The 25604-nt window shown below is 64.5% G+C and carries 25 protein-coding genes; 10 read left to right on the top strand and 15 right to left on the bottom strand.

Annotation, left to right across the window (positions count from 1 at the left end; genetic code table 11):
• The first annotated feature begins 70 nt into the window (after positions 1–70).
• On the top strand, positions 71–2647 hold the full coding sequence (gene mutS, locus ACZZZM_RS05910; protein WP_463596391.1) for a DNA mismatch repair protein MutS: 2577 nt from the start codon (positions 71–73) through the stop codon (positions 2645–2647).
• On the top strand, positions 2644–2871 hold the full coding sequence (locus ACZZZM_RS05905; RefSeq protein ID WP_463594177.1) for a hypothetical protein: 228 nt from the start codon (positions 2644–2646) through the stop codon (positions 2869–2871). Before mutS ends, ACZZZM_RS05905 begins: the two co-directional genes overlap by 4 nt.
• A gap of 147 nt (positions 2872–3018) precedes the next feature.
• On the opposite strand, the gene ACZZZM_RS05900 is transcribed toward ACZZZM_RS05905, so the two are convergent.
• The 6 genes from ACZZZM_RS05900 to ACZZZM_RS05875 all read right to left on the bottom strand — a co-directional run bounded on the left by ACZZZM_RS05900 (position 3019) and on the right by ACZZZM_RS05875 (position 8097).
• Positions 3019–3588: a hypothetical protein gene (locus ACZZZM_RS05900; protein WP_463594176.1), complete on the bottom strand. Its 570-nt coding sequence runs from the start codon at positions 3586–3588 to the stop codon at positions 3019–3021.
• A 40-nt stretch (positions 3589–3628) separates the two neighbouring features.
• A complete protein-coding gene (locus ACZZZM_RS05895; RefSeq protein WP_463594175.1) occupies positions 3629–4051 on the bottom strand; it encodes a VOC family protein in 423 nt (140 codons plus the stop codon).
• A 448-nt stretch (positions 4052–4499) separates the two neighbouring features.
• Positions 4500–5045 carry a hypothetical protein gene (locus ACZZZM_RS05890; protein ID WP_463594173.1) on the bottom strand — a complete coding sequence of 182 codons (546 nt, stop codon included), beginning with the start codon at positions 5043–5045 and terminating at the stop codon, positions 4500–4502.
• 32 nt (positions 5046–5077) lie between these two features.
• The gene (gene uvrB / locus ACZZZM_RS05885; RefSeq protein ID WP_463594172.1) at positions 5078–7273 is read right to left on the bottom strand and encodes an excinuclease ABC subunit UvrB; all 2196 of its coding nucleotides are present in this window, start codon (positions 7271–7273) and stop codon (positions 5078–5080) included.
• 55 nt (positions 7274–7328) lie between these two features.
• Positions 7329–7751 carry a hypothetical protein gene (locus ACZZZM_RS05880; RefSeq protein WP_463594171.1) on the bottom strand — a complete coding sequence of 141 codons (423 nt, stop codon included), beginning with the start codon at positions 7749–7751 and terminating at the stop codon, positions 7329–7331.
• Positions 7744–8097 (bottom strand): DNA/RNA non-specific endonuclease, encoded by a 354-nt coding sequence (locus tag ACZZZM_RS05875; RefSeq protein WP_463594170.1) that lies wholly within the window; start codon positions 8095–8097, stop codon positions 7744–7746. The genes ACZZZM_RS05880 and ACZZZM_RS05875 overlap by 8 nt, the downstream gene beginning before the upstream one ends.
• A 337-nt stretch (positions 8098–8434) precedes the next feature.
• Here ACZZZM_RS05875 and ACZZZM_RS05870 point away from each other — a divergent pair, with 337 nt between their 5' ends.
• On the top strand, positions 8435–10090 hold the full coding sequence (locus ACZZZM_RS05870) for a hypothetical protein (RefSeq protein WP_463594169.1): 1656 nt from the start codon (positions 8435–8437) through the stop codon (positions 10088–10090).
• 328 nt (positions 10091–10418) lie between these two features.
• Here the strand turns inward: ACZZZM_RS05870 and ACZZZM_RS05865 are convergent, their stop codons facing one another.
• Positions 10419–11297, bottom strand: coding sequence for an OmpA family protein (locus ACZZZM_RS05865; protein ID WP_463594168.1), 879 nt, complete (start codon positions 11295–11297; stop codon positions 10419–10421).
• A 384-nt stretch (positions 11298–11681) separates the two neighbouring features.
• Here ACZZZM_RS05865 and ACZZZM_RS05860 point away from each other — a divergent pair, with 384 nt between their 5' ends.
• Both ACZZZM_RS05860 and ACZZZM_RS05855 read left to right on the top strand, forming a co-directional pair.
• Entirely contained in the window at positions 11682–12590 is a 909-nt protein-coding gene (locus ACZZZM_RS05860) for a dimethylarginine dimethylaminohydrolase family protein (RefSeq protein ID WP_463594167.1), read from the top strand.
• Positions 12591–12652: 62 nt separating this feature from the next.
• Positions 12653–13222 carry a DUF3617 domain-containing protein gene (locus tag ACZZZM_RS05855; protein ID WP_463594166.1) on the top strand — a complete coding sequence of 190 codons (570 nt, stop codon included), beginning with the start codon at positions 12653–12655 and terminating at the stop codon, positions 13220–13222.
• Here ACZZZM_RS05855 and ACZZZM_RS05850 read toward each other — a convergent pair.
• Positions 13219–14331 (bottom strand): acyltransferase family protein, encoded by a 1113-nt coding sequence (locus ACZZZM_RS05850; protein WP_463594165.1) that lies wholly within the window; start codon positions 14329–14331, stop codon positions 13219–13221. The genes ACZZZM_RS05855 and ACZZZM_RS05850 overlap by 4 nt on opposite strands.
• A 168-nt stretch (positions 14332–14499) precedes the next feature.
• On the opposite strand from ACZZZM_RS05850, the gene ispG reads away from it, so the two are divergent.
• The 4 genes from ispG to ACZZZM_RS05830 are packed head-to-tail and all read left to right on the top strand — an operon-like array spanning position 14500 to position 17349.
• Positions 14500–15624, top strand: coding sequence for a flavodoxin-dependent (E)-4-hydroxy-3-methylbut-2-enyl-diphosphate synthase (gene ispG, locus ACZZZM_RS05845; protein ID WP_463594164.1), 1125 nt, complete (start codon positions 14500–14502; stop codon positions 15622–15624).
• On the top strand, positions 15621–16514 hold the full coding sequence (locus tag ACZZZM_RS05840; RefSeq protein ID WP_463594163.1) for a DMT family transporter: 894 nt from the start codon (positions 15621–15623) through the stop codon (positions 16512–16514). The genes ispG and ACZZZM_RS05840 overlap by 4 nt, the downstream gene beginning before the upstream one ends.
• Entirely contained in the window at positions 16511–16993 is a 483-nt protein-coding gene (locus tag ACZZZM_RS05835; RefSeq protein ID WP_463594162.1) for an N-acetyltransferase family protein, read from the top strand. The genes ACZZZM_RS05840 and ACZZZM_RS05835 overlap by 4 nt, the downstream gene beginning before the upstream one ends.
• On the top strand, positions 16993–17349 hold the full coding sequence (locus tag ACZZZM_RS05830; RefSeq protein WP_463594161.1) for a TfoX/Sxy family protein: 357 nt from the start codon (positions 16993–16995) through the stop codon (positions 17347–17349). Before ACZZZM_RS05835 ends, ACZZZM_RS05830 begins: the two co-directional genes overlap by 1 nt.
• A gap of 88 nt (positions 17350–17437) precedes the next feature.
• Here the strand turns inward: ACZZZM_RS05830 and ACZZZM_RS05825 are convergent, their stop codons facing one another.
• From ACZZZM_RS05825 to ACZZZM_RS05810, 4 genes are read right to left on the bottom strand one after another with little or no spacing between them, the layout of a single operon-like run.
• Complete coding sequence (locus tag ACZZZM_RS05825; RefSeq protein WP_463594160.1) at positions 17438–18076, bottom strand: DUF1345 domain-containing protein; 639 nt, start codon at positions 18074–18076, stop codon at positions 17438–17440.
• A complete protein-coding gene (locus ACZZZM_RS05820) occupies positions 18073–18726 on the bottom strand; it encodes a hypothetical protein (protein ID WP_463594159.1) in 654 nt (217 codons plus the stop codon). The genes ACZZZM_RS05825 and ACZZZM_RS05820 overlap by 4 nt, the downstream gene beginning before the upstream one ends.
• A gap of 38 nt (positions 18727–18764) precedes the next feature.
• Complete coding sequence (gene ppa / locus ACZZZM_RS05815; RefSeq protein WP_463594158.1) at positions 18765–19304, bottom strand: inorganic diphosphatase; 540 nt, start codon at positions 19302–19304, stop codon at positions 18765–18767.
• Between the two features lie 34 nt (positions 19305–19338).
• Positions 19339–21225 (bottom strand): M61 family metallopeptidase, encoded by a 1887-nt coding sequence (locus ACZZZM_RS05810; protein WP_463594157.1) that lies wholly within the window; start codon positions 21223–21225, stop codon positions 19339–19341.
• Positions 21226–21353: 128 nt separating this feature from the next.
• On the opposite strand from ACZZZM_RS05810, the gene ACZZZM_RS05805 reads away from it, so the two are divergent.
• Entirely contained in the window at positions 21354–22649 is a 1296-nt protein-coding gene (locus tag ACZZZM_RS05805; RefSeq protein WP_463594156.1) for a methyltransferase family protein, read from the top strand.
• A 101-nt stretch (positions 22650–22750) separates the two neighbouring features.
• On the opposite strand, the gene ACZZZM_RS05800 is transcribed toward ACZZZM_RS05805, so the two are convergent.
• Genes ACZZZM_RS05800 through ACZZZM_RS05790 form a run of 3 tightly spaced genes read right to left on the bottom strand, consistent with a single transcriptional unit; the run spans position 22751 to position 25519 of the window.
• Positions 22751–24127 (bottom strand): glutamate--cysteine ligase, encoded by a 1377-nt coding sequence (locus ACZZZM_RS05800; RefSeq protein ID WP_463594155.1) that lies wholly within the window; start codon positions 24125–24127, stop codon positions 22751–22753.
• A 43-nt stretch (positions 24128–24170) separates the two neighbouring features.
• On the bottom strand, positions 24171–24911 hold the full coding sequence (locus tag ACZZZM_RS05795) for a 16S rRNA (uracil(1498)-N(3))-methyltransferase (protein ID WP_463594154.1): 741 nt from the start codon (positions 24909–24911) through the stop codon (positions 24171–24173).
• 5 nt (positions 24912–24916) lie between these two features.
• Positions 24917–25519 (bottom strand): EF-hand domain-containing protein, encoded by a 603-nt coding sequence (locus ACZZZM_RS05790; RefSeq protein ID WP_463594153.1) that lies wholly within the window; start codon positions 25517–25519, stop codon positions 24917–24919.
• Positions 25520–25604 lie beyond the last annotated feature (85 nt).

The following is a 25604-nucleotide window of genomic DNA, read 5'->3' as shown; positions in this document are numbered from 1 at the left end:
CGGCCCCGCTTGGAATATCCGCCGCGCCTGTCTAGCGAAGGGCAGCATGTCCTCCGCCGCCCCCACTCCCATGATGGCCCAATATCTCGCCCTCAAGGCCGAGGCGGAGGATTGCCTGCTCTTCTATCGGATGGGCGATTTCTTCGAACTGTTCTTCGACGACGCCAAGATCGCCAGCGCCGCGCTCGATATCGCGCTCACCGCGCGCGGCGAGCATGAAGGCGAACGCATCCCGATGTGCGGCGTGCCCGTCCACGCGATGGACGGTTATCTCGCCCGGCTGATCAAGGCCGGCCACCGCGTCGCCATTGCCAACCAGACCGAGACCCCGGAACAGGCCAAGGCTCGCGCCGGCTCCAAGGCACTGGTCGCCCGCGCCATCGTTCGCGTGGTCACCGCGGGGACGCTGACCGAGGAGACCCTGCTCGACAGCCGCACCGCCAACTGGTGCGCCGCGATCGGCGAAGCCGGCGGCCAGGTCGCGATCGCCTGCGCCGATATCTCGACGGGCATCTTCCATGTCATCGAGAGCGATGCCCATCGCGCCGACGCCGAAATCGCGCGCCTCGCCCCTGCCGAGACGATCGCCTCCGAAGCCTCGGACTTCGTCGAACTGGCAACCGCGCTCCGCCCCAAATCCGAGTTCGACAGCGCCAGTGGCGAAGTCCGCCTCAAGCGGCTGTTCCAAGTCGCGACTCTCGACGGCTTCGGCCAATTCTCGCGGGCCGCCCTCGCCGCGGCGGGCGGGCTCGTCGCCTATCTCGATCACACCGCCAAGGGTTCGCTCCCCTTCCTCCAACCGCCCCGCGTCACCCGCGCCGAAGCCGCGATGGCGATCGATGCTGCCACCCGCGAAAGCCTCGAGCTCTGCCAGACCGCCAGCGGCGCGCGCAAAGGCAGCCTGCTCGACGCCGTCGACCGCACCGTCACGGGCGCCGGCGCGCGCCTGCTCGGCACGGACATAGCCGCCCCGCTGATGGACCGCGCAAGCATCGATGCCCGCCTCGATCTCGTCCAGCGCTTCCACGACGATCCGGGTCTCCGCGATACTGTCCGCGGAAACTTGCGCGCCCTCCCCGATATCGGCCGCGCGCTCGGCCGCATCGCCGCCGGCCGCGGCTCCCCGCGAGATTTCGGCCAGCTCCGCGACGGCCTCGACGGCGCCTGGCGCCTCGCCGAGCGGCTGGCTGCGATCGCCGACGCCCCCGCATTGCTGCGCGAACTGGCTCCACAACTTCAGGGCCATGGCAGCCTGATCGATTTGCTCAGCCGTGCCCTCGTCCCCGAGCCCCCGATCGATGCCGACAAGGGCGGCTATATCGCCGAAGGCTATGACGCCGCGCTCGACGATCTTCGTGACGCCGGCGCCGGCGGCCGCCGCGCCATCGCCGCGCTCGAAGCCGAATACCGCGCACGCACTGGCATCGGCGCGCTCAAGATCAAGCATAACGGCGTGCTCGGCTACCATATCGAAGTCGCTGCCAAAAACGCCGACACCTTGATGGCTGCGGATAGCGGCTTCACCCACCGGCAGACTCTCGCCGGCGTCGTCCGCTTCAACGCTCCCGATCTCCACGAAGTCGCGATCAAGGTAACCCAGGCCGGCGCCCATGCCCTAGCCGCCGAAGCCGCGCATCTCGAAGACCTCACCGAAGCCGCCCTCGCCACCCGAGAGGCAATCGCCGCCACCGCCGACGCTCTGGCCCGCATCGACGTCTCCGCCGCCCTCGCCGAGCGCGCCGCAGAAGGCGGCTGGGCCCGGCCGTCGCTGGTCGATCATTCCTGTTTCGAAGTCGAGGGCGGCCGGCATCCGGTTGTGGAAGCCGCCATCGCCAAGTCCGGCGGGCGCTTCGTCGCCAATGATTGCAGCCTGTCCGAAAGCTCGCGGCTATGGCTGGTCACAGGCCCCAACATGGGCGGCAAATCGACCTTCCTCCGCCAGAACGCGCTGATCGCCGTCCTTGCCCAGGCCGGCAGCTACGTCCCCGCCATGCGCGCCAAGCTGGGCCTGGTCGATCGCCTGTTCAGCCGCGTCGGCGCCTCGGACAATCTCGCCCGCGGCCGCTCGACCTTCATGGTCGAGATGGTCGAGACCGCCGCGATCCTCGCTCAGGCCACCCCGCGCAGCTTCGTCATCCTCGACGAAGTCGGCCGCGGCACCTCCACCTATGACGGCCTAGCCATCGCCTGGGCCGTGGTCGAGGCGATCCACGAGGATAATCGCTGCCGCTGCCTGTTCGCCACCCACTATCATGAGCTCACCCGCCTCGCCGAACGCTGCGACGCGCTCACCCTCCACCATGTCCGCGCCCGCGAATGGAAGGGCGATCTCGTCCTCCTCCATGAAGTCGCCGAAGGCCCCGCCGATCGCAGCTTCGGCATCGCCGTCGCCCGCCTTGCCGGCATGCCCCCCGCAGCCCTCAAGCGAGCCAAGGCCGTGCTCGACAAATTGGAAGCCGGCCGAGCCAAGACCGGCGGCCTGGCAGCAGGCCTCGACGACTTGCCCCTCTTCGCCGCCGCACTGGAGCAGGATGAAGAAAAGATCGACGCGCTGCGCTCCGAGCTCGCCACGATCGACGTGGATGCGCTGAGCCCCCGCGAGGCGCTCGAAGCGCTCTATCGGTTGAAGGGCCTGGCATCCGAATGACCGACCGCGACCTGATCGACCTGTTCGTGAAAACCCTGCTCCGCGAAATCGGTGGCAATCGTCGGCGCTGGCAGTCGGTGCTTGGCAAGGTGCGCATCTACAGCCCCGAGACGCACCCGCATTGCAACTGGCAGATCACGCCGATGGGCGGCGCCGGCGAAAACGCCGCAGTCGAGCGCATCGCCGATCGCCTCCGCGGCGAGCACCCCATCGTCGAAAGTTGATCGCAGCTAACTATCACTTCGATCAGCCGGACCGAAACACCCCGTCATCCCCGCGAAAGCGGGGACCCAGAGCCAACCAACAGGTCGCTCAGCAACCCTGGTCCTCGCCGCCGCGGGAATGGACGAGCAAGTTCGCAGCATCCCAATTCAGCGAATAGCCCGCATCTCGATGACCCGCAGATAGTCCATCCGCGCCCCACCCGGCACCAGCAGCTTCGCCTGCGACCACCGCCCCGGCAGCATCACACAGGCTTGCGGGTCGATTTGCGGCCCCACCGGCCCGACCTGTACCGGCAGCGCCTGCGTCACTTCATAGGTGACGACGCGGTCGATCTGCGGCTTCCATGCCGCGCGTACCGCCAGATAGCGGCGCACGTCCGCGGTATCTAAGATATTGTCGAAGGTCGCGAACCCGCCCGGGCTCGTCTCGGACTGCCCCGGCGCCAGCGCCATCTGCAGCCGCGTGCCCACCGGCAGGATGCTGTCGCCCGGCACGAACCAATCGGGCCAGGCCGGCGCCTGGTCGAGCAGCACCGCATAGGCAAGGCTCGCGGCCTCGTCGCTGGCATGGCGCCAGCGCTGCTCGCGCCACCACGCCTGGCCCGGCACCGACAGGATCGACCGCGCATCGCACGCGACGACTGCCGCGGCTGGCCGCGCAACCTGCGCGCATCCGCCAAGACTAACGGCCAACAGGCCCGCAAGCATCCACCGCATCAGAAATCCCCCCGGCTTCCCGGCAGGGAGGATGGCACTTCTAGAAGCTGATCTCCACCGAATCCGCGCTGCGCTTGGCGGGGCCATGGAACACCGCCTCGATATTGTTGCCGTCGGGATCGAGCAGGAAGGCGGCGTAATAGCCCGGATGATAGGGCCGCTCGCCCGGCTCGCCATTGTCGGTGCCGCCCGCCGCCAGCCCGGCCTTGTGGAACGCCTCGACCATCGCCCGGTCCTGCGCCTGGAAGGCGAGATGGTGGCGCCCGGTCAGCTTGCCTTGCGCCGCCGCGCTATCGGTCGTCGAGACGAACAATTCGTCCACCCAGAAATAATCCGCGGCCTCGCCGCCGATCGGCAGGCCCAGCGCATCGAACAGAGCGCCATAAAAACGCCGGCTCGACGGCAGGTCCTTCACCACCAGATGGACATGATCGATCAGCCGCCCGCGGTGCAATTGCTGCATTTCCATGAAGACCTCCGTTGCTGGAAGCGCAACGGAAATGCGGCGCGCACGGTTCCCAAAACGAAGAAGGCCGCCGGAACCCTTTCAAGGATTCCGGCGACCTCCGACATGGTCAGCGGCCGGAGAGCTCCAGCCCGGGAGACCAAGCGGACCGCTTTGCTGCAGCGGGCGGGCGTTGTTTGGAGGAGGATACCTCCCGCTCGCCATACGGATGGAGGGCTTCCATCCGCGCTTCAGCTCAGCGGCGCGTCTCCCGAACGAACTGAACCGACCCCATTGCTGAACCATGAGACATCGGATCACCTCCTTTCGCTAGTTGAAACGGCGCGCCCTGCTTTGGACACGCCAACATACTGAATCAGCGCGACTCGCAGCACAAGTCTTGTTTTGAAATTTGTTGGGATTACACCTGAAGGTCTGGCCGCCGCGCGCCGCGCTGGCACATGGTTCAGCCCCGGCAATCCTCCGCGACGCGCAATATCTCGGGCCAGGCCGGCAACACCAGATCCGCCCCCGATCCCTGCACCACGAAGCGCCCGCGGCTGAAGCCGATCGAATCGACCAGTGGATCGCGCGGCGCCAGCTCGACCGCGGCATAAGCCGGCGAGCCCGTCGTCGCCGCTGCATTCAGCGTCTTGCGGTCGGTCGAAGTGCGGATCGTGAGCGTCTCCGCCAGATTGGAGCGCCGCGACAGATACAGCCGCCCACGCGCCCGGTCGCAGCGCAATGTCAGGTCCGCATCGAATCCCGTCCGCCCGTACAGAGCAACGCTCCCTCGCTCGTCCTGCCGATACACCCAATTGCCCGGCGTCAGCGGCCAGTCGCGCCAATCCATGCCGCGCGGCGTCGATGGCGGGGGCGCGACGACCTGCGGCACCGATGCCGGCCTTGGGACCGGCACCGGAGCCGGCGGCGCGGATTGCGGCACGATCTCCGGCGCAGAACAGGAAGCGAGCGCAAGCAGCGCAGATGAAGCAAGGAACGAGCGGCGCATGACCATGCCTATGCGGGAATTACCGCCTGCGCTCAACCGCGCCTTGGCCCGCCGAACTTGGTCTTGCTCTGCTTGCCATAGCGTCCCTTGCGCGTCCCCGGCTTACCCTCATTGCTCCGCCCCATCACCGGCGCCTTGCGCTCGTCCGTCGGCAGCCCAAGCTCTTCGGCCTCAAGGCTGCGGATCTCGTCGCGGATCCGCCCGGCCTCTTCGAACTCGAGATTCGCCGCCGCATCGCGCATCTTCTTCTCGAGGCTCTCGATATAAGCCCGCAGATTGTGCCCGACCATGTGCGGCCGGTCCTCGTCGATCTCGACGGTGACCTGATCCTTGGAAGCAACGTGCGCGATGATGTCGCCGATATTGCGCTTGATCGTCGTCGGGGTGATGCCGTGCAACGCGTTATATTCCTGCTGCTTGGCCCGCCTGCGGTCGGTCTCGGCGATCGCCCGCTCCATGCTCCCCGTCATCCGGTCGGCATAGAGGATCACCCGCCCCTCGACGTTGCGCGCCGCGCGCCCGATCGTCTGGATCAGCGAAGTCTCGGAGCGCAGGAAGCCCTCCTTGTCTGCATCCAAAATCGCGACCAGCCCGCACTCCGGGATATCGAGCCCCTCGCGCAGCAAATTGATCCCGATCAGCACGTCATACACGCCCAGCCGCAAGTCGCGGATCAGCTCGATGCGCTCCAGCGTCTCGGTGTCCGAATGCATGTAGCGGCATTTGATCCCCGCCTCGTGCATATATTCGGTGAGATCCTCGGCCATCCGCTTGGTCAGCGTCGTCACCAAGGTGCGATAGCCCAGCTCGGTGGTCTTCTTGCACTCCTGGATCAGGTCCTGGACCTGCTCCTCGACCGGCTTGATTTCCACCGGCGGATCGATGAGGCCCGTCGGGCGGATCACCTGCTCGGTGAACACGCCTCCAGTCTGCTCCAACTCCCAATTGCCCGGCGTCGCCGAGACGTACGCGGTCTGCGGCCGCATCGCGTCCCATTCGTTGAAGCGCAGCGGCCGATTGTCGATCGCGGAGGGCAGCCGGAAGCCGTACTCCGCCAGCGTGATCTTGCGCCGGTGATCGCCCCGCGACATGCCGTTGATCTGGCCGATCGTCTGGTGACTCTCGTCGACGAACAGCAAGGCGTTCTCGGGCAGATATTCGAACAAGGTGGGCGGCGGCTCGCCAGGCAGACGCCCGGTCAGGAAGCGCGAATAATTCTCGATCCCCGCGCAGCTCCCCGTCGCCGCGATCATCTCAAGATCGAAGTTCGTCCTTTGCTCCAGCCGCTGCGCCTCGAGCAACTTGCCCTCGATCATCAGCTCCTTGAGCCGCTCGGCCAGCTCATGCTTGATCGCCTCGCCCGCCTGCTTGAGCGTTGGCCCCGGCGTCACATAATGCGAATTGGCGAACACGCGGATGTAATCGAGGCTCGCCACCTTGCTGCCGGTAAGCGGATCGAACTCGGTGATCTCCTCGATATCGTCGCCGAAGAACGAGATCCGCCACGCGCTGTCCTCATAATGCGACGGGAAGATCTCGAGCGTATCCCCGCGCACCCGGAAATTGCCGCGCTGAAACGCCTGGTCGTTGCGCTTATATTGCAGCGCGACCAGCTTGCGGATGATCTCGCGCTGGTCGGCCACCTGGCCCTTCTTCAAATCGAAGATCATCGCCGAATAGGTCTCGACCGATCCGATGCCATAGAGGCATGAGACCGAAGCCACGATGATCACATCGTCGCGCTCGAGCAGCGACCGCGTGGCAGAATGCCGCATCCGGTCGATCGCCTCGTTCACCGAGCTTTCCTTCTCGATGTACGTGTCCGACCGCGGCACATAGGCCTCGGGCTGGTAATAATCATAATAGCTGACGAAGAACTCGACCGCGTTATCGGGAAAGAACGACTTCATTTCCCCATAAAGCTGCGCGGCAAGGATCTTGTTGGGCGCCAGGATCAGCGCCGGCCGCTGCGTCGCCTCGATCACCTGCGCCACGGTATAGGTCTTGCCCGAACCGGTGACGCCGAGCAGCACCTGATCCCGCTCGCCGGCATTCACCGCCTCGACCATCTCGGCGATGGCAGTCGGCTGGTCTCCCGAGGGGGTATAGTCGCTGACGATCTTGAAGCGCCTGCCGCCCTCGAGCTTGTCGGGGCGATTGGGGCGATGCGGGATGAACGACTGCCCGGTTTCGGGCTCGTCGAGATTGGTGCGGATCTGGATGGCCATCGGAGGGGAATATGGGTGCGGGAGATAGAGCGCGCAATCGTAAGAACTGGGCCTGTCAGGGCTTCAGTTCATATGCCCCAGCAGGAGGCAGTGGATAGATCACTGGCCTGTCTCCATAGCGCGCGCGCAACGCAGCTTGGCGGCGGCCCCTGTCGTAGACTTCCACATCCACCTCTTCGGGATATTTGAACGACACCTCGAACTTACCGTCCTTGATGTCATACTCCATCACCGACCAGCGCTTTGCCTTCGGAACCGAATACCAGATGTCGAACAGGAGGTTGGAGAAGCCGGGCTCTTTGGTATCCAGATTGCGAACTGCAGCGCCCTCATCCTTGAATACGCTTGCGCTAACCCATCCTTCGGCAATTTCGACGTACAAGAACATGTCGTCTGGATCACCGCCCGCGCCTTCGGCAAGTACCTGCCCGATCTCGGTCATTCGCGGACCGAGCGCATCGAAATCAATGTCAGTCATCTGGCTTTCTCGTCGCTTCATTTGGGAAAGCTTTGAAGTGTCTTTCCCCGTCGATATACCAAGTGACGAAGATGCTGTCCGGCCGCTGCGACGTTCCTGCATAATGCGGCACGATATCGACGAACACCTTACGTCCGGCGCGCAGTTCCTTTGCCCACCCATCTTCAATAGCTCGGTAGCCGCCGCGATTGAAATTGGCGTTCTGGGCAAAGTGGTTGAACCCGTCGCGGGGAGCCATTGAAACGAGCAGCGATATAATGCCCCCATCATCGCTAAGGCGGCGGTCGGGTTTGCCCGCCTGTGTCTGGCTTTGCCTCGAACGAGCAGGCGATAATGTGAACGACAAAAGCCCGTAAGTCTTCCGCGTCCGCGAGAGAACATCGATCTGGAATTCATAGCCACTCCTGCTTCCCGCCTCCAATTCGAATTCAGGATCTGGCTTTCCACCGAAGGTGGATTTGCCAAGTCAGGCGGCGACGCTCTTCCGTGCGTCTGCGCGTAATAGTCGATTGCGAAAGCTCTTCTCATGCCTTCGCGCGCTTGATCCAGATATTCCTGGTTCTGGAGCTTGATCTGTTGCCCGATCGACAGCGCCATATCGACATCGATGCCATTCATCGGCCAGGGGCCGTGGCAGATCTGCGGAGCACGTGGTAATGCGTTGCGCCCTGGGAGGATCGATTATGCGTCTCTTGATTGCTTTCGCGGCGGCGGTGCTGGTGCTGACCACTCCCACCGTTGCTCAGGCCGGCGGCTGCAAGACCACAGGCAGCGAGAGCAACCCGATCCTTGGCAATGAAGTGTACGAAATTCCGGGGCCAAGCGGTCCGTTTCGATACCGTATCACCACGTGGCGCCGTGACTGTCCCTATGGAGTAAAGCCAGGTACCGACGGCTGGTCCGGCCTGGCCGACGAGCGCGGGCGCCGTCTCATCCCTGCCAAATACCATTTTATATATCCGATCAGCCCGACCAGGGCACTGGTCCAGGTCGGCGGCGGCTTTTCGACGCAGCTGCGTTATTACACCTATGGCCGCGGTGAGTCGGGACCAGCGCCTTATGTCACTGCGGGAGCAATCCGCCTCAGTCCCACCCGCTACATCCCGTACGCGCGGAACACCCCGGGGCAAATTTCTGACTACGCGATGTGGGTGGATGGCGGAGAGACCCCCGTCGTCCTGACCAAGGTGCGGGAGATCGAGCCTTTCGGAACGGCGCTGCAGGCGGACTTCCAGGCAGAGGACGGCACCGATGTATCGCGCATTCTCGATCTGAGGGGCAGGCCAATCTCGCCGGTGCTGGGCCGGATTACACGCTGGCGCATTGTCCCGGCAAAGGCGCTTGACGGGCGCATTCCTGACAGCAAGCCGCCAAGGGACCAGATCGTCACGTCGATCGGCGCGATCGATCACCCGCTGATTCCGGGCAAACAGCTCTACATGCCGATCGGCCTCGATGGTCAGCCATTGCCCTTGCCAGCGGGCGCGGTCGGCGTGGTGCCGCTCAAGGAGGACGCCCGGGACGTACAGAGTAGCGTCTTTGGCTGGGCAGTCGTATTTCCGACGACCGAGGGCGTCGAACTGGCACCGACATACGGCACGCTGACCGACGCTTTGGCCAAGGCCGGGACGGCCGAACGCTATACCGGCATGCAGCGGCGCATGGACGGGATGACCCCCAGCAACGGCTTTATCGAAGACGTGATGCTGGTGCGTTCCAAGTCCGATGGTCTTTGGCGTCTGCGCTACCCGTGGAATCTCCGTGAACAGCCGCCACATGCGATGTCCGCGGCGGCTTTCGCGGACCCCGATCTTGCCTATCGTATGTATGTGATGGACAGGGCGAACCGACAGCGCGGTATCTTCCTGGCGCAAGAGCAGCGCGAGCGCCAGGCCGCGGAGGTTGCGCGGGCCGAGGGCGAGAAGAAGTGGGCGGGGATCAAAGCTGCCGGAACCCTGTGCTTCCACGAATGGGGCATTTGGAACCTACCGGTCGAGGCAATCAATCAGTATTTGCGCACCTGTAAAGTAACGACACCCAGTCTACTCGAAAATGTAGCGTCGCGGGCGGATCCGGCAGCGCTGGCAGTAGGCCGCAAAACCTTTTCGGCTTACCTGGAAGAGAGGTTCGCGGCGAAAGCTGCTCGCGAAGTGTTGCGGGGCCTACCACCCGCACTCAACACCGGCGATCCTTGGGCCGCCGGCCTCAACGCTGCGATGGCATCGATGAACGCCAGCTCGAAAGCGTTCTGGGCCAACCAGAACGCCACCTACTCGCGGAACCTGAACGCGTGGAACTCCGGCGCCCAGAACTGGTGTTGCGGGGGCAGCCCACGATAAGCGCCCAGACCAAATGACGCTTTGCCGGGGGCGCCGCAGCGCTCCAGACCTTATCCCTCATCATCCATAGACGCTCTTGGTAACCGGCAAATTCACCGCCACACGGGCGGTTCTACGCCTTGCCTTCGGTGTCTCCGACGCCGCAATGCGGATCGCGGCCGGCATGGGGTAGGGCTTCCAACCGCATCTCCGGTGCGCAACGCTTGCAATGTAGGCTTTCACCTGCACCTAAGGGTGACCCTTGGGCCCATGCGAACCGCGCGGCCTGAATTTCGGCCTCAACCAGAACCAGCCGGGAGCGGCCCAAACAGCTCCCGGCCCGCATCAATCACAACCCATCAACACTCTTCGAAACCAGCACATTCACCGCCACGCGGCGGTTCTGCGCTTTGCCTTCTGGCGTATCGTTCGGCGCCAGCGGATCGCTTGTCGCCATCCCCGTCGGGGTCAGCATGCGATAGGGCTTCCAGCCGCATTTCTGCTGGAGGAAGTTCATCACCTTGCTGGCGCGCTTGTCGCTCAGCTCCTGGTTGATGTCCTCGCTGCCGGTCGAATCGGTATAGCCGACCACCAGGATCAGCGCGTTCTCCATCTGATCGGCGGTTGCCGCCGTGGTGCAGAGATCGGCCTTGGCCGTGTTGGAGAGATCGGCCCGGCCGGTGTCGAAATGGACGTTGGTCGTGGCCTTGACGTTGTATTTGTCGATATCGCCCATCCGTCCGCGCAGCGCCTCGGTCGCCGCGGTCTGCTGCTCGAAGCCCTGGGCGGTGCCGTTGCGGATCATCGACGCCATCTTGAGATCGTTCTTCTTGAAGGCGATCTGGCTCGCCAGCAGGTCGCCGCCCGATCCGTCTGCGGCCTGCAGCGTCTTGATGGTCACCGGCAGGCCGTTGAGCAGCGAATCCGCGGCAAGCTGGCTGCGGCTGGTGAACAGCCCGCCACCGGCCCTGATCTTCGTGGCATCGTTGATCGCCACGATCACGCTGGCGCCATCGGTTGTGTTGATCTTGATCCGGTCGCCGTTGCGCGCCGAGATGATGCCCTTGATCTGCGGCCCGGGAATTGTCGCCGCCGCAGGCAAGGGCGCGCCGGTCACGACGACATCGGGATCGGCGGTCTGCTGCTGCGCAAAGGCGCTGCCGGACGCGGTGAGCGCCGCCGCAGCGAAAATCAGGCCGATCGCCGGCTTTTGAGACATGAAACGCATAAGCAACTCCGACTAAGCCCGCCCCGGCTGCCCTTGGCCTGTTCGGATCAACCTGTCTGGCAGATGAACGTTTTCGCGCCATGCGCCGAAACTATGGTCAGCCGGTGCGCATCGCGCGGCGAAACGATCCGCCCCGAAATGCTTGCAATGTAGGATTTCGCCTGCTTGGCTCGGCCCGCATCGAGTAGGCGCAGGAGTGCTGGGTGCCTGAATTGCGTGGCGATCGAATGCCCATGGTCAGTGCGAAGATTGGGAAGATTCGCGCCGGCACCCTGCCCGGACTTGATCAAGCGACGTGTCGTCAGACGACTAACCTGCATCAATTTCAATGACATAGCGCCCGGCCCGGCGGAACCTCTCGCCGCCCGCTTCGCTTCTTCGAGTATGAAACTGGAATTTTTCGAGAATATCGGGGGCGAAGCACGCCTCCACCCCAATCCTCAATGGCAGGTAAGCGGCGAGACCGATCGGCTGACCGATGTGCTGCTCTGCCCGCCCGCCTTCCTCGATCCCGTGCCGTGCTGCTCGGTTACCCGCGAACAGGTCCGCGACGGGTTCGCCGTCTGCCGCGATACTGCGCTTGCCCAGCATGCCGCGCTCCGCGCCGCGCTGGAGGCGCACGGCGTGACTTGCCATGTCATGCCCGCGTTCAGCGACATGCCCGATCTGTGCTTCACCCGCGATGTCGCGGTGACCACGCCCTGGGGTCTGGTCGCGCTCAATCCCGCGCTCCCCCATCGCCGCGCCGAAGCAGACTGGCTGGTCGCGACCGCGAGGCGGCTCGGCGTGGATCCGGTCGCGCGCATCGACAGCGGCACGATCGAAGGCGGCGACATTTGCATCGCCCGCCAAGGCCTGCTGATCATCGGCTGCTCCAGCGATCGCACCAATTCGGAAGGCGCTGAAGCTTTCGCCGCTCGCTTTCGCCGCGCCGGCTGGGAGGTTCTGGTCTATCATTACGACCCGCATTTCCTCCACCTCGACACGATCTTCTGCATGCTCGACGCCAATCGCGCTCTGGCCTGTGTCGATGTGCTGAGCGACGCCTTCCTCGCCGATCTCGCCGCCCGCGGGATTGAGACGATCCCCGTCACCTACAAGGAAGCGCGCCGCCTGGGCTGCAACATCCTCTCGATCGACGGGCGGACCGTCCTCATGTCGAGCGGGCAGGACCGCGTTGCCGCCGAGCTCACCCGCGCCGGGTTCTCGACCGTCCAGGTCGATATCTCGCAGCTCACTGCGTGCGGCGGCGGCGTGCATTGCCTGACCATGCCGCTCGCCCGCCAGGCCTAGGAATTCGATTGCCTGATGCGGAAATATCGTCTGTGCTCGCCAGGCGAACGGGAGAGACGGATATGCGCAAGCTGGTGCTGATGATCGGGCTGGGAGCGGCCCTGGCGGGCTGCAACAAGGGTCCGTCGACCGAGGATAGCGCGCGCCAGACCGGCGACATCCGCCTCGAAAACGCCACTGCCGAGGAAGTCGTCAAGCAGGCCGCGGCGGCGCAGGGCAAGAACCAGATCCAGCCCGGCGAATGGGAAGACAGCATCCAATTGGTCTCGGCCGAGATGCCCGGCGTGCCCGAGATGCTGCGCAAGCAGATGGAAGCCGAAGCCGGCAAGCCGCCCGAGGTTCGCAAGACCTGCAAGAAGGCCGAGGACATCAAGGCCGTCGACTATACCAAGCTCGCCCCCCAGGCGCAGGGCTGCACTTTCCCCAAATATGTCGTCGCCGATGGCAAGATCGAAGCCGATATGGAGTGCAAGGGACCGTTCGGGCCGATCCGCATGACGATCAAGGGCAGCCAGACCTCGACCGGCTACGACATCACCATGGCCCAGTCGCAGGCGCTCCCCGGCCAGAGCGGCGTATCCAAGCTGACGATGCGCGCCACCGGCAAGCGGCTGGGCGACTGCAAGGCCTAGCGGCGGGCGGCAAGTCCGATCAGCGGCCTGAACCACCGCATTTTGCCGCCGATCCAATAGACCGCGAAGCACGTCGCTAGTGTCCCGCTCAGCAGCAGTGCGAATTCGCTGAACGGCCCGAGGTCGAGCGGCAGCGTATACCAGGCGATCAGCACGATCGCCGGATGGTGGACGATGTAGAAGGGAAAAACCGCCTCGGCGAGCGGCTTGCGCCACTTGTGATCGCGGTTCCAATGCACCTCCGCCACGTGGAAGAGCGTCAGGATCATCCCCCATGCCATGGCGATGCGGCATGCCCGGTCGAGCGCCATCACGGCATGCGGCGGCACTGCGGTTCCCGGCCACACCATCTCGATCGCGACCACGCACAGCCCCGCCCCCGCCGCGACGGCCAGCCCGCGCTTCCACGCCCGATGGATCCCCGGCCAGAGCTGCGGCGCTCCGGCCAGCACGAAGCCGCCGATGAAGATCGGTAGGAACTGGACATGGCTAGACCAGTCGCGCGCCAGTCCCTGCCGCTCGGGGACTACGAACAGCAGCCCCAGCCGCATCACCACCAGCGCCACGATCGGCACCCATAAAAGCCGGTTCCCTTCCGCCAGCCAGTCGGCGAGACGCCGCATCCCGTCCAGCACCCGCGCGCCACCGAGAGCCAGCGCCCCCACCAGCACGAAGCTGTACGCGGCAAGATAGGCGACGAACCACAGATGCTCCCAGCTCGGGAATTCGCGGCCGTAAAAATCGCCGCTTCGCCAATAATCCACTGCCCAGAAATGGAGGTAGCCGTGCGGGTAGCCGGTCTCCATCACCCGCACCCACATCTCCAACGGCACGATCGCCGCCATGCCAAAGGCGAGCGGGACCAGCAACCTTTTGGCGCGCGACCGTCCGAAATCGCCTGCGCGGCCGCTCCGCTCGTAAAGCTTGCGCGAGGCATAGCCCGAGACGGCGAACAGCAAGGGCAGACGCCACGGCGTCAGCAGCGCCATCGGCGGCACCAGCACGGCATAGCTGCGCGGCGTATGAATCACCCAGTCCCAGGGCGCGAAGACCATTCCGACATGATAGATGATCAACAGCGCGAACGCGGCGATGCGAAGCCAGTCCATCCCGTAATGGCGCTGGCTGGCCCTGAGCGATGCAGCAAGGCTTTGGTCGTGCCGCAAAGTCGTGAGTGCCTCGAAATCCGGTGAAGCCCGCGCATGCCACACGCCGCCTTAGCATCGCGTAAAGACCATGGTTGGCGCACCCGGCGCGCAGGCGTATAGGGCACTCCCATGTCCCTACGTCCCTGGCGCGATATCGTGCGCCGTCCCAGCCGCCAGATCATGGTCGGCAATGTCCCCGTCGGCGGCGATGCGCCGGTCACCGTGCAGACGATGACCAACACCGCGACCAGCGATCCGCGCGCGACGATCGATCAGATCCGTCGCTGCGAGGATGCCGGAGTCGATATCATCCGCGTCTCGTGCCCCGATGTGGAAAGCACCGCGGCGCTCAAGCAGATCGTCCGCGCCAGCCGCGTCCCGATCGTCGCCGACATCCACTTCCACTATAAGCGCGCCCTCGAGGCCGCCGATGCCGGCGCGGCCTGCCTGCGCATCAATCCCGGCAATATCGGCAGCGCCGAGCGCGTCAACGAAGTCGTCAACGCCGCCAAGGCCAATGGTTGCGCGATCCGCATCGGAGTGAATGCCGGCAGCCTCGAAAAGGATTTGCTTGAGAAGTACGGCGAGCCCTGCCCTGAGGCGCTTGTCGAGTCAGCACTAGACCATATCAAGCTGCTCCAGGACCGCGACTTCCACGAATTCAAGGTCGCGGTGAAAGCCAGCGACCTGTTCCTCGCAGTCGCTGCCTATCAGCAGCTCGCCGAGCAAGTCGATTGCCCGCTGCATCTCGGCATCACGGAGGCGGGCGGCTTTGTCGGCGGCACGGTCAAGTCCTCGATCGGCATCGGCAGCCTGCTCTGGTACGGGATCGGCGACACGATCCGAGTCAGCCTCTCGGCCGAGCCCGAGGAGGAAGTTCGCGTCGGCTTCGAGATCCTCAAAGCCCTCGGCATCCGCAACCGCGGCGTCCGCGTAGTCTCCTGCCCCAGTTGCGCGCGCCAGGGCTTCGACGTGATCCGCACCGTCCAGGCATTGGAAGAGCGCCTCCAGCACATTCGCACCCCGATGTCGCTCTCGGTGCTCGGCTGCGTCGTTAACGGCCCCGGCGAAGCGCGCGAGACCGATATCGGCATCACCGGCGGCGGCGCCGGCAAGCACATGGTCTATCTCTCGGGCGTCACCGATCATCATGTCCAGGATGCCGACATGGTCGATCATATCGTCAAGCTGGTCGAGGCCAAAGCGGCGGAAATCGAAGCGGCAAATTTGGCCACCCCGCAAGCAGCAGAGTGAGCACCCGACCCGATCAGGTCGTCGCGGCCTTCGCCGCCGCCTGCCTTGGCATCGCGCTCTATGCGGTGATGGATGCAGTGATGAAGGCCGTGTCGATCGAGATCGGCGCATACAATATGCTGGTCTGGCGCCTCGGCATCGCCGTGATCCTGACCGGCCTGATCTATGCCTTCACCCGCCCCACCCTCCCCGCCGCGAGTACGATGCGTGTGCATTTCGGGCGCAGCATCCTCGTCGCGATCATGGCGATCACTTTCTTCTGGGGGATTGTCCGCGTGCCGCTAGCGGAGGCGATCGCGCTTTCGTTCATTGCCCCGCTAATCGCGCTCGGCCTTGCTGCGCTGTTCCTCAAGGAGCAGATCGGCGCGCGCTCGGTGCTAGGCTCGGTCCTCGGCCTCGCCGGCGTCGCGGTCATTCTCTCGGGTCAGCTCGGCGGCACGCACACCGACGATACCATGCTCGGCATCGGCGCAGTGCTCGTCTCGGCAGTGTTCTACGCCTGCAATCTCGTCGTTGCCCGCCACCAGGCCCAGCTCGCCAAGCCCCTCGAAATCGCCTTCTGGCAAAATCTGTTCGTCCTCGGTCTGCTCAGCCTCGCCGCGCCCTTCCTGCTCGCCGTCCCCGCCGCGCAGCACTGGCCGGGCATCGCCACCGCGGCGGCGCTCGCCATCGTCTCGCTGCTCCTGCTCTCCTGGGCCTATGCCCGCGCCGAGGCCCAGGTGCTGCTGACCGTCGAATACACCGCCTTCATTTGGGCGGCGCTGATGGGCTGGTGGATGTTCGGCGAGAAGCTGACATTCTCCACGGTTGCGGGCACATTGCTGATCATCGCCGGTTGCCTGATGGCGCTGCGCCGCAAACCCCAAGCTACGGAGCCTGGCCTGGCATGATCACAATCCGCAACGCCGCCCCTGCCGACGTCCCCCAGATCCTGTTCTTCGTGAAGGAGCTCGCCGAGTTCGAACGCGAGGCCGACAAGGTCGTCGCGACCAAGGAACTGCTTGACCAGGCGATGTTCGGCGGCGACCGCCCCGCCGCCGAAGCCGTGATCGCCGAGATCGATGGCAAGCCCGTCGGCATGGCGCTGTTCTTTCACAATTTCTCGACCTGGACCGGCTGGCGCGGTCTCTATCTCGAGGACCTCTACGTGACGCCGGAGGCCCGCGGCGCCGGTGTGGGCACGGCATTGCTCAAGCATCTCGCCGCCATCGCCGTGGATCGCGGCTGCACGCGTTTCGAATGGGCAGTGCTCGACTGGAATGTCGACGCGCAGAAATTCTACGAATCGATGGGCGCAGTCCCGCTGAACGATTGGCGCATCAACCGCGTCACCGGCGAGGCGCTGACCAAACTTGCGGGGCGCGGCTGATGGCTTTCGATCAGGGCCTTGTCGAACTGGTCCAGGAGGCCCTTGGCGACATTACGATGCGCCAGATGATGGGCGCGGCCACGCTATATTGGGACGGCCGCATTTTCGCGATCGTCGATGAAAGCGAAATTTGGTTCAAGGGCGATGCCGTGAGCGCGCCGATCTGGGAGGAAGCCGGCTCCAGCCGGTTCACCTTCACCAGCAAGGACGGTGAGACCGAGACCATGAACTATTGGCGCGCGCCCGCCGACGTCTATGACGATCCCGATGCGATGCGCGAATGGGCTGGCGTTGGAATTTCCGCCAGCCAGCGTGCCCCTGCGAAGAAGCCAAAGAAGCCGAAAGCCAAACCTTGACTGTTCTCCTGCGAAAGCAGGAGTCCAGGTTAATCGACCGAGCCGCTTGCGGCCTTGGGCTCCTGCTTTCGCAGGAGAACAACAGGAGCTACCCGCTCCCCAGCACATTGATCGAAAACGCCACCACCCCAAGGTTAAACACGAATGCCGCCAGACAGTGCAGCGTCACCGGCTTGCGCAGCCGTCCCTGGCTCACTTCCACGTCGCTGGTCTGGAAAGTCATTCCCAGGCAGAAGGCAAAATAGACGAAATCCCAATAATCGGGCTCGGGCGTCTCCGGAAAGGTCAGGCCCCCGGCGTCCTCACCGTTCTTGTCGCTATAATAGAGATGCGCATAATGCAGTGCGTAGATCGTGTTACTGAAGGTCCAGCTGAGCAGCAGCGTGCCGATGATCAGCGGCAACGACCAGGCGGGCCCGGCCTGCTGGTCCATCAATTCGCTCGCGACCGCCGCTAGCACCACCAGCGAGACCGCCAGCGTGATCAGCAGCAGCAGCAGCCGGTTCGCGTCGTTGCGCCGGGCCGCCGCGCGCATCTTGCCCGATTCGTCGCGCAGCATCGGAAGGCAGGAAAGCAGGAAGACGAGCGCCCCCGCATCGAACCCCATCATCGCTCCATAGCGCAACCCGAGCAGCGGAATCGCTAGCGCTGCTCCGCCAGCCGCGACCAACGTGAACAGGATGAAGCGGACCGGCGCGAGGCGATTGCCGATGCCGGACTTGCTCATGCCGCGGGCGCCTGGCGCGTCACCCATTCGGGCCGCACTGCGCCGATCAGCGCCACAAGCAGCAGCGCCCCCCAGGCATAACTATGCGCATTCATCATCGCCCGAGCATGCGGGTCGTTGAACAAGAAAAACAGCGAAGCCAGTCCGCCCGCGAGCAGCAGCCCCGAAGCCACCTTTCCGATCAGCGGCCCGCGCCACAGCAACGCCGCGAGCATGATCTCGCCCACGCCTAGCAAGGCGAATTTGGGCCGCACCGTCCAGAACAGCCCATCGTACAGCGCCTGGGTCCCCGGCATGTTGGCGAGCAGCTTGAACAGCACCACGCCCTCGATCTCGTCGAGCGCGCCCGCCAGCAGGAAGACGCTCATCGTCGCCAGCGCGAGCACTAACCCTGAGCGCCGCAGCGCGGCTGCGCCCAGTGCCAGAAAGGCAGTATAAGCCGGGATGAACGCCAGCAGATCGAGCCACAGCGCCTGGCGCTGCGCCGCGATCAGCCGGCTGGTGCAGGGCTCGCTTCCGAACAGCGCCAGCACCTGCTCGGCGCTGCGCACCAGTTCGAGCGCGATCACTGCGCCCGCGCCGCCGCTCGGACCGCAGGGCGAAAGCCCCGCGATCCGCCCGAACATCGTCGAGATGACCAAAGTGGCCAAGCCTGCCAGCGCCGCGGCGCGCCAGGCGGTGGCCGGCTTCAGGCGACCTTTTCCTTCTTCGCCGCTTCGATCGCTTCGATCAGCACACGCTTGGCTTCCTCGGCATCACCCCATTCACCGATCCGCACCCACTTTTCGGACTCCAGGTCCTTATAGTGTTTGAAGAAATGCTCGATCTGCTGGAGCACGATCGAAGGCAGATCCTGCCGCTCGCCGATATCCGAATAATAAGGGAAGGTCGTGTCGACTGGCACGCAGATCAATTTCTCGTCGCCGCCGGCTTCGTCTTCGAGCTTGAGCACGCCGATCGGCCGCGCCCGCACCACGCAGCCCGGCACGAAGGGCGAGCGCGCGATCACCAGCGCATCGAGCGGATCGCCATCCGGCGAAAGCGTGTGCGGGATGAAGCCGTAATTCGCCGGATAGCGCATCGGCGTGTGGAGGATGCGATCGACGAACAGCGCGCCCGATTCCTTGTCGAACTCATATTTCACCGGCTCTCCGCCGACCGGGACTTCGATGATCACGTTCACGCTGTTGGGCGGATCGTCGCCGACGGGAATCAAATCGATACGCATGTTTCTACCCTGTTGAGGCTGCGCCGCCCGCCCATCATTTGGGTGCGAGCAGCTTGTCGAGACCGGCCTCTCCCGTGCCGATCTTTTCGAGGTGCGGATAGCGCAGGCCCCCATGATAGTCGATGGAGACTTCGCGGTAATGATCGCCGTCCTTGAGCAGCAGCTTGATCGGCTCCTTGGCGTCCTTCGCCTCGACCACCGCGGCCTTGAGCCGGTCGTTGGTGAAGCCGCGGCCGTTCACTGCTACGATCTCGTCGCCCAGATCGATTCCCGCCTTGAACGCCGGGCTGTCCCACATGACCTGCGCGATGCCCGTCTTGCCCAGGCTCAGCCCCAGCGAATACATCAGGTCGAGGCTGGTCTTGGGCGTCGCCTTGTTGGGCTTGTCGTCATAGACCAGCCGATAGCCGTTGCGCTCGAAGCCCTGCAGCGGCGCATGATCGGCCACCCCCTCAACCTGCTCCTTGAACAGCGAACGCCAGTCATAGGGCACGATCCCGTTCAGCGTGCGGACGATATCGTCGAGCGTGAAGGGCAGCACCCCATAATCGCCGTCGCGCATGCCATAGAAAGCGCGGTCGTAGTCGTCGATCGACTTGGTGCCTCCGCTCTTCTCGCGCAGAATCGCGTCGACGTTCATCCAGGTGACCAGCCCGTCGACATAATAATCCTCCGAGCGCTGCCAGCTCAGCCAGCCCTTGGCCCCGCGCGCAGTGATGATCGGATCGTTGGTCGTATCGACCATCGAACGCCATTGGCGCCCGGGCCGCGTATTCTGGAGCGCGGCATAGCCCGCCAGAACTTCGAGCGTGTCTTCCTTGGTCATCAGACCCGCACGCGCGCCCAGCACATAGCCGATGAACTGGTCGTGCCCCTCATAGGCCCAGAGCATCGAATTGCGCATCGGCTGGCGGAAGTCGGCGGTGATCTGGTCCGCCCCGCGGCGATATTTGCCGACCCAGCTATGCGTATATTCGTGTGGCAGGAGGTTGCGCGAGGTGTTGCCCTCGTCCCATTTCGCGAAATAGCCGAGGCCGACGCCGTTCTCCGAACTGCGATGATGCTCGACGCCGATGCCGCCCATCTCGCCGCTGATCGCAAACAGGAACTCGTAGCGGTCGTAATGCTCCGCGCCGAACAGCTTCTTCGCCTGCGTCACCAGATTGCGGTGCTTCTCGATCTGCTCGGGCTTGGCCTCGAGCTCCTCGGGCGAATCGGCGAAGACGTTGAGATCGACCCGCTCGCCCAGGTTGAACTCCTTGTAATGCCGCCCGGCAAAGACCGGCGAATCGACCAGCACTTCGTAATCGACCTGGTCGTAGTGATAGGTCGATCCGTCCTTCTTGGCGGGGATCGCCGAAGCCGCGCTCCAGCCTTCGGGATAGGTTGCGCTCGCCACCACCGGAATGCGCCGCGTGTAATAGCCGGCCGGATACAGGCTCAGCGAATACCATTGCAGGTTGAGCATCGACGGCGCCATCACGATCCGTCCCTGATCGGACTTGGTCGCGGACAGGAACTGGAACTCGACGTCGAGCTGCGTCGCGCCCTTCGGCACGTTCAAGTGAAAGGCGAACACATCGACCGGGTCGCGCGTCCAGGCGACCTTCTTGCCACCTGCGAAAATCTCCAGTCCCGCCAACTTCTCGATCTCGCCGCGCGGCCCGTGCTTGCCCGGGATCCACTTCGGATAGAGCAGCACCATGTGCCCGCTCTTCGCGACCGGGATCATCTGCTTCACCCGGAAGATGCCCTGCTGCACGTTGGTCGCATCGACATCCACCGTCATCGTGCCCGGATAGGCCACGTCGCGCGGCTTGGGGATCGTGTCGGTGAAGGGCACGGGCCGCGGTGCGGAATTCTGCGCCAGCGCAGGCGCGGTGGTGGCAAGCAAGACGGCGATCGACAGCGCACGGAGCATAAGGGACGGCCTTCGCAGTAAATTCATGGGATGCAGGCACATAGGCCCAGTGATTGGTGAAGGTAAAGCACCTGGATCAGCGCGCTCCTTCACGGCTCGCTAACCATTGCCGCCTAGATATTTCGGCCATGTATCACGATCCCGCATTGGCAGAAGCCGCGGCCAAGGCCGATCCGCGCCCCAAGTCCGCCGTGAGTGCGGGAGTCGGCTTCGCGGGCCTAGCCGGCATGACCGCATGGACGGTATTTGCGCACGTCTATCATCTCGACGGGCCCTATTCGGCGCTGGTCAACGTTGCCGCCTGCGCAGTGCCGATGGTCCTGTGGTCGCTGTTCGTCGACAAGGTTCATCGCAATCCCTCCACCGGGATCGACTGGAGCAATCCCCGCCCCTGGCGTGCGTCGCTCGATGTCTCGATCACCAAGCTCACCGGGCTCTGGCTCACTTGGGGAGGGATCGCCGCGATCTACGCGATCTTCCGCGTCTGGTCCGATACGCGCTTCGCAAATTTCCCCTTCGCCATGTGGTGCTTCGAAATGGTCGCGCCGGCTTTGTTCGCGCTTTCCATACCTTACGTCCTCTGGCTCGACCGCTATCTGGTCGAGCCGCGCGACGGCGCGTGGCATATGGGCGCGTGGCTGATGGGCGCCGAGGGCTCGGATCGCCAGGCCATTTACAATCATTTGCGCAGCTGGGCCGTGAAAGGCTTCTTCCTCGCCTTCATGCTCTCGATCGTGCCGCCGGGCTTCGGCGATTTCGTCGCATGGAACACCGCCGGGCTACTCTCCAATCCGGTAGCGCTGGCCAACTATTGCATCACTTTCATGTTCGTGATCGACGTCGCCTTCGCGACCGCCGGCTACATCCTCACCTTCCGCCCGCTCGACAGCCATATCCGCACCGCCAATCCCTATGCGGCGGGCTGGATGGCGGCTTTGATCTGCTATCCGCCCTTCCTGCTGATGGGCGATGGCGGCCCGCTCGATTATCATCAGGGCACTGCCGACTGGACCTATTGGTATGCCGGCCATCCCTGGGTGCTCGGGATCACCGGCGTGCTTCTGGTCGGGCTGACGGGCATCTATGCCTGGGCGACGATCGCCTTCGGGATGCGCTTCTCGAACCTCACCCACCGCGGCATCCTCACCCACGGCCCCTACGCCTTCAGCCGCCACCCCGCCTATCTCTCCAAGAATCTGTTCTGGTGGCTCTCGACGATCCCGTTCCTGGCGACATCGAGCTGGACCGACGCCGTGCGCAACACCGCGGTCATGGCCTGTGTCAGCGGCGTCTATTACTGGCGCGCGCGCACCGAGGAACGCCATCTCGGCGCAGACCCGCACTACCAGGCCTATGACGGCTGGATGGCCCGCAACGCCCCGATCCCGCGCTTCTTCCAGCGCGTGTTCAAAACCGGGCGGTAGTATCTATTCTTTTCGTCACCCCGGTCTTGAGCCGGGGTCCCGCTGCCTTGCCCCATAGAAGAATTAAGAAGGGGGAAGACGCAGAGCGAGGAGCTCAGACGCTAGAACTTCGCCTCTTCATATACGCGGCTGATATCGCCCGCCCATTCGCCATTGAAGCGATCGAGCAATATCTGCGCCGGCACCTTGCCGGTCCGCACAATCTCGCGCAGTGGATCGAGGAAGCCGCTCTCATTGTCGCCCGACGAATTGAGCCGCGCGCGCGCATTCAGTCCCGCGCCGGCGATGTCGAGCACCTGCCCCGCGATGTCGCGAAGCTTGCCCCCGCCCGGCAGCGGTGCATCCAGAGCCAGCTTGGGCACCGAATCGCGCAGCGTCTGCCGCTCGGCCATGTCCCAGCCCTTGACCAGATCCCACGCCGCATCGAGCGCGCCCTGGTCGTAGAGCAGCCCGACCCACAAGGCCGGCAGCGCGCAGATCCGCCCCCAGCGCCCGCCATCGGCACCGCGCATCTCGAGAAAGGTCTTGAGGCGCACTTCGGGGAAAGCGGTCGAGAGATGGTCCGCCCAATCGTCCATCGTCGGTTTCTCGCCGGGCAGGACCGAAAGTTCGCCCTTCAGGAAATCACGGAAATTGAGCCCGGAGGCGTCGATATATTTGCCGTCGCGATAGACGAAGTACATCGGCACATCGAGCGCATAGTCGGCATAGCGCTCATAGCCGAAGCCGTCTTCGAACACGAATGGCAGCATGCCGGTGCGCTGCGGATCGGTGTCCGACCAGATATGGCTGCGATACGATAGCATGCCGTTGGGCTTGCCCTCGAGAAACGGCGAATTGGCGAACAACGCCGTCGCCAGCGGTTGGAGTGCGAGCCCGACGCGAAACTTCTTCGCCATGTCGGCTTCGGACGAATAATCCAGATTCACCTGGATCGTGCAGGTCCGCAGCATCATGTCGAGGCCCATGCTGCCTACGCGCGGCATGTGCCGCAGCATGATCTCGTAGCGGCCCTTGGGCATGATCGGCAGCTCGGCGCGCGTCTTGTCGTGCCACATGCCAAGCCCAAGGAAACCGATGCCGAGCTTGTCGCCCACCGCCTTGACCTGCTCCAGATGCCGCCCGGTCTCGGCGCAGGTCTCATGGAGATTGTCGAGCGGCGCGCCCGACAATTCGAACTGACCAGCGGGCTCCAGACTGATCGCCCCGTCCGGCCCCGAAAGCGCGATGACGTTGCCGCCTTCATAGACCGGCTTCCAGCCGAATTCGGTGAGCCCGATCAACAGCGCATGGATCCCGCCCGGCTCTTCATAGCTCGGCGCGCGGTGGTCCGGCGTCTTCCAATAGACGAATTTCTCGTGCTCGGTGCCGATCTTCCAGCGCTCCGCTGGCTTCTCGCCCTTGGCAAAATAGCCGATCAGCTGGTCCCGGCTCTCGATGACCGGTGCGTTGCTTTCCGAAACGGTCTTCGTGCTCATTTTCGCCCCTTACTCTCGGGACATGTGGGACGCCAGCGCAGAACTACCAATCCCCGCTTGCAGCCATCCACAAGGCAACCGCCGCCGCAGCAGCAGTCTCGGCGCGCAAAATCCGCGGGCCCAGCGCCACTCCCACTGCCTGGGGATGCGCCCGGATCGCCTCGCGCTCCTCCGCATCGAAGCCGCCTTCAGGCCCGATCAGGATCGCAGCAGGCCCCGTCCCTGCCCGCATCGCCTCCGCAGCCGGCGCGCCGCCCGTCTCGTCGGCGAAGAAAATCTTTCGATCCGCCGGCCAGTCTCGCAGCAGAGCGGCAAGCTTCACCGGCTTGACCACGCTCGGCAGCGCGGTCCGTCCGCATTGCTCGGCCGCCTCGATCATATTGGCGCGCAGTCGGTCGAGATTGAGCCGATCGACCACCGTGCGATGCGTGATGACCGGAAGCAGGCGATCGACGCCCAACTCGCATGCTTTCTCGACCAGCCAATCGACCGGCCCTTTCTTGATCGGCGCGAAGGCCAGCCACAGATCGGGCACTGCCTCGCGCTCGCGCAGCCGCTCGGTCACGTCGAGCACCACGTCGCGCTTGCCCACGCTTGCCGCCACGCCCAGCCATTCGCCGGTCACATCGTCGAACAATTTGACCGGATCGCCCGCCTTCATGCGCATCACCGAGACGAGATAATGCGCCTGCGGCCCGTCGATCCGGAGCGGACCCGCGGCAAGCTCGGTCCCGACATACAGCCGGGGGGTCGATTGCGGCGGCCAGGCGGGAGTGGCGGGCATCCAGCTCAGCGCACGGTCGGCAGCTTCGGCAGCTCTTTCTTCTCGATCCGCCCATCGCCATTCGCGTCGAGCGCGTCGAAGCGGGTCTCGGCCGCCTTGGCAAACTCGCGCGGGTCGACACCGCGATTGAAGTTGCGGTCGGCAACTACGATCGGCTGCGGATAATCGAGATAGCTGAAGCGTGCCGCGCCCTTCAGGCCTTCGCGCTGGCGCGGATCGGCGCGGGGGCTGCCAAAGCCGTTGTCGCTTCGCGGGCCGCTGCCGTCGCCCTTCATATAGGTGCGCGGCGCCCGGCCGGCTCCGCCGCCGCTTATCTCGGGCAGCACTTCGGCTTCATAGCGCTCGATATCCTGCGGGTCGATTTCGCCATCCTTCCGCACATCGAGCGTCGCAAAGAAGCGCGCCGCATCGGCAGTCATTTCGTCGACCGTGAGCGCACCGTCCTTATTGGCATCGGCTCCTTCGAACCATAGGTCCTGCGGCGCCGGCCCGCCGGCCTGCCCACGAAACGGCTCGCCCATCGGGCTGACGAACAGCCGTCCGTCCTGCGCCGCCGCGCTGCCGGTCCACCCGGCGGCGATCATCGTTCCCAGGATCCATGCACGCATCTTACTGCCTCTTCGCTTGCTTAGTCTGGCCGTAGTGCATGGGGCCCGAGTGCCGCAAGCTTATGTCCGAATGTCGCGCCCCCTT

It is taken from the genome of Sphingomonas sp. AC522 (assembly GCF_979258125.1).
Note: the sequence above shows the minus strand (reverse complement) of the source record. Positions and strands in the feature narration are given on the sequence as shown.